This window comes from Bradyrhizobium altum (genome assembly GCF_020889705.1).
GTDB lineage: Bacteria > Pseudomonadota > Alphaproteobacteria > Rhizobiales > Xanthobacteraceae > Bradyrhizobium > Bradyrhizobium altum.
On record NZ_JACMYP010000089.1, the window covers coordinates 24,205 to 30,308 of the forward strand.

The 6,104-nt window shown below is 65.6% G+C and carries 6 protein-coding genes and 1 pseudogene; 3 read left to right on the forward strand and 4 right to left on the reverse strand.

Annotation, left to right across the window (positions count from 1 at the left end; genetic code table 11):
* Positions 1-33 precede the first annotated feature (33 nt).
* The gene (locus tag H8B02_RS21795; RefSeq protein WP_212315169.1) at positions 34-639 is read left to right on the forward strand and encodes an LOG family protein; all 606 of its coding nucleotides are present in this window, start codon (positions 34-36) and stop codon (positions 637-639) included.
* Between the two features lie 161 nt (positions 640-800).
* On the opposite strand, the gene H8B02_RS21800 is transcribed toward H8B02_RS21795, so the two are convergent.
* From H8B02_RS21800 to cysS, 4 genes are all read right to left on the reverse strand, one after another.
* Positions 801-1,178, reverse strand: coding sequence for a VOC family protein (locus tag H8B02_RS21800; RefSeq protein WP_229168144.1), 378 nt, complete (start codon positions 1,176-1,178; stop codon positions 801-803).
* A 124-nt stretch (positions 1,179-1,302) separates the two neighbouring features.
* The gene (gene cimA / locus H8B02_RS21805; RefSeq protein ID WP_229168145.1) at positions 1,303-2,901 is read right to left on the reverse strand and encodes a citramalate synthase; all 1,599 of its coding nucleotides are present in this window, start codon (positions 2,899-2,901) and stop codon (positions 1,303-1,305) included.
* Positions 2,898-3,404, reverse strand: a complete 507-nt coding sequence (locus H8B02_RS21810) for a GNAT family N-acetyltransferase (RefSeq protein WP_229168146.1) — start codon at positions 3,402-3,404, stop codon at positions 2,898-2,900. The genes cimA and H8B02_RS21810 overlap by 4 nt, the downstream gene beginning before the upstream one ends.
* Positions 3,401-4,816, reverse strand: coding sequence for a cysteine--tRNA ligase (gene cysS, locus H8B02_RS21815; protein ID WP_229168148.1), 1,416 nt, complete (start codon positions 4,814-4,816; stop codon positions 3,401-3,403). The genes H8B02_RS21810 and cysS overlap by 4 nt, the downstream gene beginning before the upstream one ends.
* 296 nt (positions 4,817-5,112) lie before the next feature.
* Here cysS and H8B02_RS21820 point away from each other — a divergent pair, with 296 nt between their 5' ends.
* The gene (locus tag H8B02_RS21820; RefSeq protein WP_229168149.1) at positions 5,113-5,421 is read left to right on the forward strand and encodes a hypothetical protein; all 309 of its coding nucleotides are present in this window, start codon (positions 5,113-5,115) and stop codon (positions 5,419-5,421) included.
* A gap of 170 nt (positions 5,422-5,591) precedes the next feature.
* Positions 5,592-6,104: pseudogene (locus tag H8B02_RS21825) on the forward strand (DUF2865 domain-containing protein); the annotation flags it as partial.

Here is a 6,104-nt window from a genome sequence, read left to right on the forward strand (position 1 = left end):
ACCCTGTTTACGCTGCAGTGCCACAAGGATCGTATGAACCAAATCAAGACTGTCTGTGTTTATTGCGGCTCCGGCCCCGGTAACAATCCCCGCTTCGTTGAAGCTGCTGTCGCGCTCGGCAAGGCCTTTGCCGAAAACAACGTGCGCCTGGTCTACGGCGGCGGCTCGATCGGCCTGATGGGCGCGGTCGCCAAATCCACCCTCGATCATGGCGGCTCCGTCACCGGCATCATTCCGGAATTCCTGCGGGCGCGCGAGAATGCGCTGACCTCGGTTCAGGAGATGATCGTCACCCCCGACATGCATGAGCGCAAGCGGCTGATGTTCGAGCGCTCGGATGCGTTCGTCGCGCTGCCCGGCGGCATTGGCACGCTGGAGGAGCTGGTCGAGCAGCTGACCTGGCAGCAGCTCGGCCGTCACTCCAAGCCGATCCTACTCGCCAATATTGATGGTTTCTGGGAACCCCTGCTCTCGCTGCTGAGCCACATGCGCACGACCGAGTTCATCCGCGCGACGCTTCCGATCAACGTGCTGATGGCCGACCGCGTCGACGACATCTTGCCGCGGCTGCGTTCCGCCGTGGCCGGCAAGCCCGCGGCCGCGAAGGAGCTCGCGCCCGAAGTGGCGCGGCGGCTGTAAAGCGTTCACCACGCCTTCAGCTCCATCACCGTCATGCTGAGGAGCGCGGAACGCGCGTCTCGAAGCATGCACGGCCCGGCTGCTGGCCGTCCATCCTTCGAGGCTCGCTTCGCTCGCACCTCAGGATGACGGGTTTAACAGCTTCACCGCGTATCGAGGCCCTACTCGCTTGGAAACGTCACGGCCTCGATGCGGTTGCCGTCGGGGTCGAGGATGAAGGCGGCGTAATAGCGCACGCGGTCGTGCGGGCGCAGGCCCGGGGCGCCGTCGGATACGCCGCCGGAGGCCAGCGCGGCGGCATGGAAGGCATCGACCTCGGCGGTGGTCTTCGCGCGCAGGCAGATGTGGGTGCCGCTCTCGTGCGCGACCTGCGCCATCGCGGCACGCAGATTGATCCAGAATTCGGGATAGGCCTTGCCGAAGCCGATCGTCGCCGGCCGCGTGACGAGGCGGGTCAGGCCAAGTGCGGCCAGCGTCGGCTCATAGAACCGCGCGGCGCGCTCGAGATCGCGGACGCCGACGGAGACGTGGTCGATCATGTAGCCTCCTCCCCGTCATTGCGAGCGAAGCGAAGCAATCCATCGCGCCTCAAGCTGGGACATGGATTGCTTCGTCGCTATCGCTCCTCGCAATGACGACTGCGGTACCACTTGCGCGCAAACCTCACGCCTGCGCGCCCGACTTCACCAGCTTGTAGAACACCGAATCCATCAGCGCCTGGAACGAGGCGTCGATGATATTGGGCGAGACGCCGACCGTGGTCCAGCTCTCGCCGGTCTCGTCCTCGCTTTCGATCAGCACGCGCGTGACCGCCTCGGTGCCGCCATTGAGGATACGCACGCGGTAGTCGATCAGCTTCAGCCCATCGATGTATTTCTGGTACTTGCCGAGATCCTTGCGCAGCGCCACGTCGAGCGCGTTGACCGGACCGTTGCCCTCGGCGGCCGAGATCAACCGCTCGCCGTCGACGTCGACCTTCACCACCGCGAGCGCCACCGTGACGCGCTGGCCGTTGGCGTTGTAGCGCTGCTCGACATTGACGTCGAACTGCTCGACCTTGAAATATTCCGGCACCTTGCCGAGCGTGCGGCGCGCCAGCAGGTCGAACGAGGCGTTCGCCGATTCATAGGCGAAGCCCGCGGCCTCGCGCTCCTTCAGTTCCTCGACCAGGCGCATCAGCCGCGGGTCGCCCTTGTCATAGACGATGCCGGCGCGATCGAGCTCGGCCATCACATTGGAACGGCCGGCCTGATCCGATACCAGCACCTTGCGGTGGTTGCCGACGGCATCCGGCAGCACGTGCTCATAGGTCTGCGGATCCTTCATGACAGCGGAGGCATGGATGCCGGTCTTGGTGACGAAGGCGCTCTCGCCGACGTAAGCCGCATGGCGGTTCGGCGCGCGGTTCAGCATGTCGTCGAGCGTGCGCGACACCTTCATCAGCGTCGCCATCTTCTCCGTGGTGACGCCGATCTCGAACTTGTCGGCAAACTCCTGCTTCAGCTTCAGGGTCGGGATCAGCGAGCAGAGATTGGCGTTGCCGCAGCGCTCTCCAAGGCCGTTGAGCGTGCCCTGGATCTGACGTGCGCCGGCGCGCACCGCGGCGAGCGAATTGGCCACCGCCTGCTCGGTGTCGTTATGAGCGTGGATACCGACATGGGCGCCGGGCACCTGCTTGACGACATCGCCGACGATGGTCTCGATCTCGTGCGGCATGGTGCCGCCGTTGGTGTCGCACAACACCACCCAGCGCGCGCCGGCCTCATAGGCGGCAATGGCGCAGGCGAGTGCATAGTCGCGGTTCTCCTTGTAGCCGTCGAAGAAATGCTCGCAGTCGACCATCACCTCGCGGCCGAGCGCCTTGGCGGCCGCGACGCTGTCGCGGATCGAGGCGAGGTTCTCCTCGTTCGTGGTCTCGAGCGCGACCCGGACCTGGTAGGCCGAGGATTTTGCCACGAAGCAGATCGCATCCGCCTTGGCCTCGAGGATGCCGGCGAGCCCCGGATCGTTGGAGGCCGAACGGCCGGGCCGCCGCGTCATGCCGAACGCGGTGAAACGCGCGTGATCGAACGCCGGCTTCCTGCTGAAGAACTCGGTGTCGGTCGGATTGGCGCCGGGATAACCACCCTCGACATAGTCGATGCCGAGCGCGTCGAGCATGCCCGCGATCACCTGCTTGTCCTGCAGCGTGAAATCGACGCCATTGGTCTGCGCACCGTCGCGCAGCGTGGTGTCGAATAGATAGAGGCGCTCGCGGCTCATGCGTGGCCTCCGGGCACGGCAACGCCATCGAGCGTCTTCTGCATCGTGGTGTTGGCGAGCCATTCGTCGTTGATGGTGACCGTATTGCGCTGCTGCGCGACGTAGCCGCGCTTGCGGAAGAATTCGAGCGCGGTGTCGCTGGCATCGACCTTGAGAGCCTTGGTGCCGCGGGCGCTCGCGATCTTCTCCAGCGCATCGCACAGCGCGCTGCCCGCACCCTGCCCGACCGCACTCGGATGCACATAGAGCATGTCGATGTGATCGGCCCCCTTCAGCGAGGCGAATCCGACCGGCGCGCCCTGCAATGTCGCGATCAGGGTCAGCTGCCCGGCGAGCTTCTTGCCGAAGGCCTCCTCGTCATCGGCGGCCATCGCCCAGGCTTCCTGCTGCGCCTCGCTGTAATCGTCGCCGGTCAGATCCATGATCGACGCCGCGAAGATCGCCGCCAGCAGCGGCGCGTCGTCGGGCAGATACGGGCGCAATGCGGGTGCGGATCGGCTCATCGCGCAACCTCCCAGGTCGTGATCGGCTTTCCTTCGGCATCCTTGCCGTCCTTGATCGCCACGCCCATCGCGGCGAGCTGATCGCGGATCCGGTCGGACTCCTTGAAGTCCTTCCTCGCACGCGCCGCGGTGCGCTCGGCGATCAGCGCCTCGACCGCGGCGGCATCGACGCCGCTGGCCTGCTCCTTGCGGCCCTTCCACGACGCCGCGCTCTCCGACAGGAAGCCGAGCAGCCGCAGCGAGCTGGCAAATTCGTTGCGGCTCGCTTCACTGCTCGCGGCGGCATTCCGCAAGCTGTGCAGCACGGCCATGGCCTGCGCAGTGTTGAGGTCGTCGTAGAGCGCCTCGACCATCGCCGGCGACGGCGCGCCGGGCTCGGCGTCGGCCGCGACCGCATACCAGTCGTCGAGCGTCCGTGCGGCTTCTTCGGCGCTCTTCAGCGTCCAGTCGAGCGGCGAGCGGTAATGCGTCCGGAGCATGCTGAGCCGCAGCACCTCGCCCGGCCAATCCGCCAGCAGATCGCGGATCGTGAAGAAGTTGCCGAGCGACTTCGACATCTTCTCGCTTTCGATCTGCAGGAAGCCGTTGTGCATCCAGACATTGGCCATGCGGTCGGTGTGGAACGCGCAGCAAGTCTGCGCGAGCTCGTTCTCATGGTGCGGGAACACCAGGTCTATGCCGCCGCCATGGATGTCGAACTTTTCGCCGAGATGCTTCCAGGCCATTGCCGAGCACTCGATGTGCCAGCCGGGCCGCCCCTCCACCGCAATGCCTGCCGGCGACGGCCAGGACGGTTCGCCCGGCTTGGAGGGCTTCCACAGCACGAAGTCGGTGTTGTCGCGCTTGTAGGGCGCAACATCGACGCGCGCGCCCGCGATCATCTCGTCGAGCGAGCGCTTCGACAGCGCACCGTAGCGCGGCAGCGTGGAGTTAGCCGCGTTCATCGCCTGCGGCGAAAACAGCACGTGATCCTCGGCGACATAGGCAAAGCCGCCGGCGACCAGTTTCTCGATGATCGCGCGCATCTCCGGGATGTGCTCGGTCGCGCGCGGCTGCACGGTCGGCGGCAAGCAGCCGAGCGCCGTGACGTCGTCCTGGTACTGCTGATAGGTCTGCTCGGTGACCTTGCGGATCGCCTCGTTCAGCGGCACGCCGGGATAGTCCCGCGCGGCGCGCACGTTGATCTTGTCGTCGACGTCGGTGATGTTGCGGACATAGGTGACGTGACCTGTGCCATAGCGATTGCGCAGCGCGCGGAACAGCACGTCGAAGACAACAGCCGCCCGGCCGTTGCCGATATGGGCGAAGTCGTAGACCGTCGGTCCGCAGGCATACATGCGGACGTTATTGGCATCCAGCGGCACGAACGGCCGCTTCTCCCGGGTCAGCGTATCGTAGAGGCGCAAATCCATGGGTACCCATCCATTGCGGCCGGGCGTCCAGTGATCTCAGGGTGATTGAGAAAAGACGGCCTCAGCCAGCGAATCGCTAGCTCATAATCTCGCGGCAAATGCTGCAGATGGCGAGGTGGCCGTTCATGGTTCCATCGTGTCTCACGGCCCCCTTATCGCGTCAAGGGGCTGTTTTCGGGCGTTATGCAGCCCGCGCCGCACCGAAATCACGCCAACGCCCTCATGGTTAATCATTATTAAGGAATTGGGCGTACGGGAGGGGCCTGCGGATTCCCCGCCATTTTCACTGGTGCGCCATGCGGCCCATTTCAGCATTGATTGCCTCTACGTTCGTCCTTGTCTCCTCGGCCGCCTTGGCCGACAGCCGCGTTTTCATCGTCGCCAACCAGGCCGACGGATACGGCATCGACCAGTGCCTCGCCCACGGCGACCGCTGCGGCGCGTCCGCCGCCCGCGCCTATTGCCGGTCGCGCGATTTTGCGCAGGCCACCAGTTACCGGCGCGTCGATCCCGACGAGATCACCGGCACGGTTCCGCATGCCACGGGCGAGACCTGCACCGGCAATAGCTGCGGCGAATACGTCGCCATCACCTGCCAGCGCTGAGCCAAGCCGCTGGACAAACGGGGTTATTGCCACACCGGCGCCCCGGAAACGACGTGACGCTGCCGCGAGAAACGGCTATTGCAGGCGGCCTTTGCAGGTGGTCTTGGTAGGTGGTCCTGGCCGCGCGCTTTGGCGTTGATCGCCGCGCGGCGTCGTTTTAATGGCCGGATATGCCCCATAGCTCCCGTTCTCGCTTCTCCCGTTGGTTCTTGGCTTGCGCCGTGCTGGCCGCCATCGCCCTGCCCGCCACGCATGCCCTGGCGCAGGTGCCTCCTGGGCCGCCCGGCCCGGCTCCCCAAGGCGCGCAGGCCAATCCGATGTGCGCGCGGCTGGAGGGCCAACTGGCCGCGATCGATCGCGGCGGCGGCGATCCGGCCAAGGACGAGCAGATCCGCCGCTATCAGGACGCCGCAACCCGGCAACAGGGCGAACTCGATCGCGTGACGGCGCAGGCCCGGCGCATGGGCTGCGACAGCTCCGGATTCCTTTCGCTCTTCAACAACAACTCGGCGCAGTGCGGTCCGGTCAACAACCAGATCCAGCAGATGCGCGCCAATCTCGACCAGATGACCGCAAATCTCGAGCGGCTGCGCACCGGCGGGCTCGGCGGCGCCGATCGCGAGAACCAGCGCCGATCGGTGTTGACCGCGCTGGCGCAGAACAATTGCGGCCCCCAATACGCG

Bases quoted from the DNA above. Each gene is read 5' to 3' on its own strand.
- H8B02_RS21795 (WP_212315169.1), top strand. From the start codon at position 34: ATGAACCAAATCAAGACTGTCTGTGTTTATTGCGGCTCCGGCCCCGGT.
- H8B02_RS21800 (WP_229168144.1), bottom strand. From the start codon at position 1,178: ATGATCGACCACGTCTCCGTCGGCGTCCGCGATCTCGAGCGCGCCGCG.
- cimA (WP_229168145.1), bottom strand. From the start codon at position 2,901: ATGAGCCGCGAGCGCCTCTATCTATTCGACACCACGCTGCGCGACGGT.
- H8B02_RS21810 (WP_229168146.1), bottom strand. From the start codon at position 3,404: ATGAGCCGATCCGCACCCGCATTGCGCCCGTATCTGCCCGACGACGCG.
- cysS (WP_229168148.1), bottom strand. From the start codon at position 4,816: ATGGATTTGCGCCTCTACGATACGCTGACCCGGGAGAAGCGGCCGTTC.
- H8B02_RS21820 (WP_229168149.1), top strand. From the start codon at position 5,113: ATGCGGCCCATTTCAGCATTGATTGCCTCTACGTTCGTCCTTGTCTCC.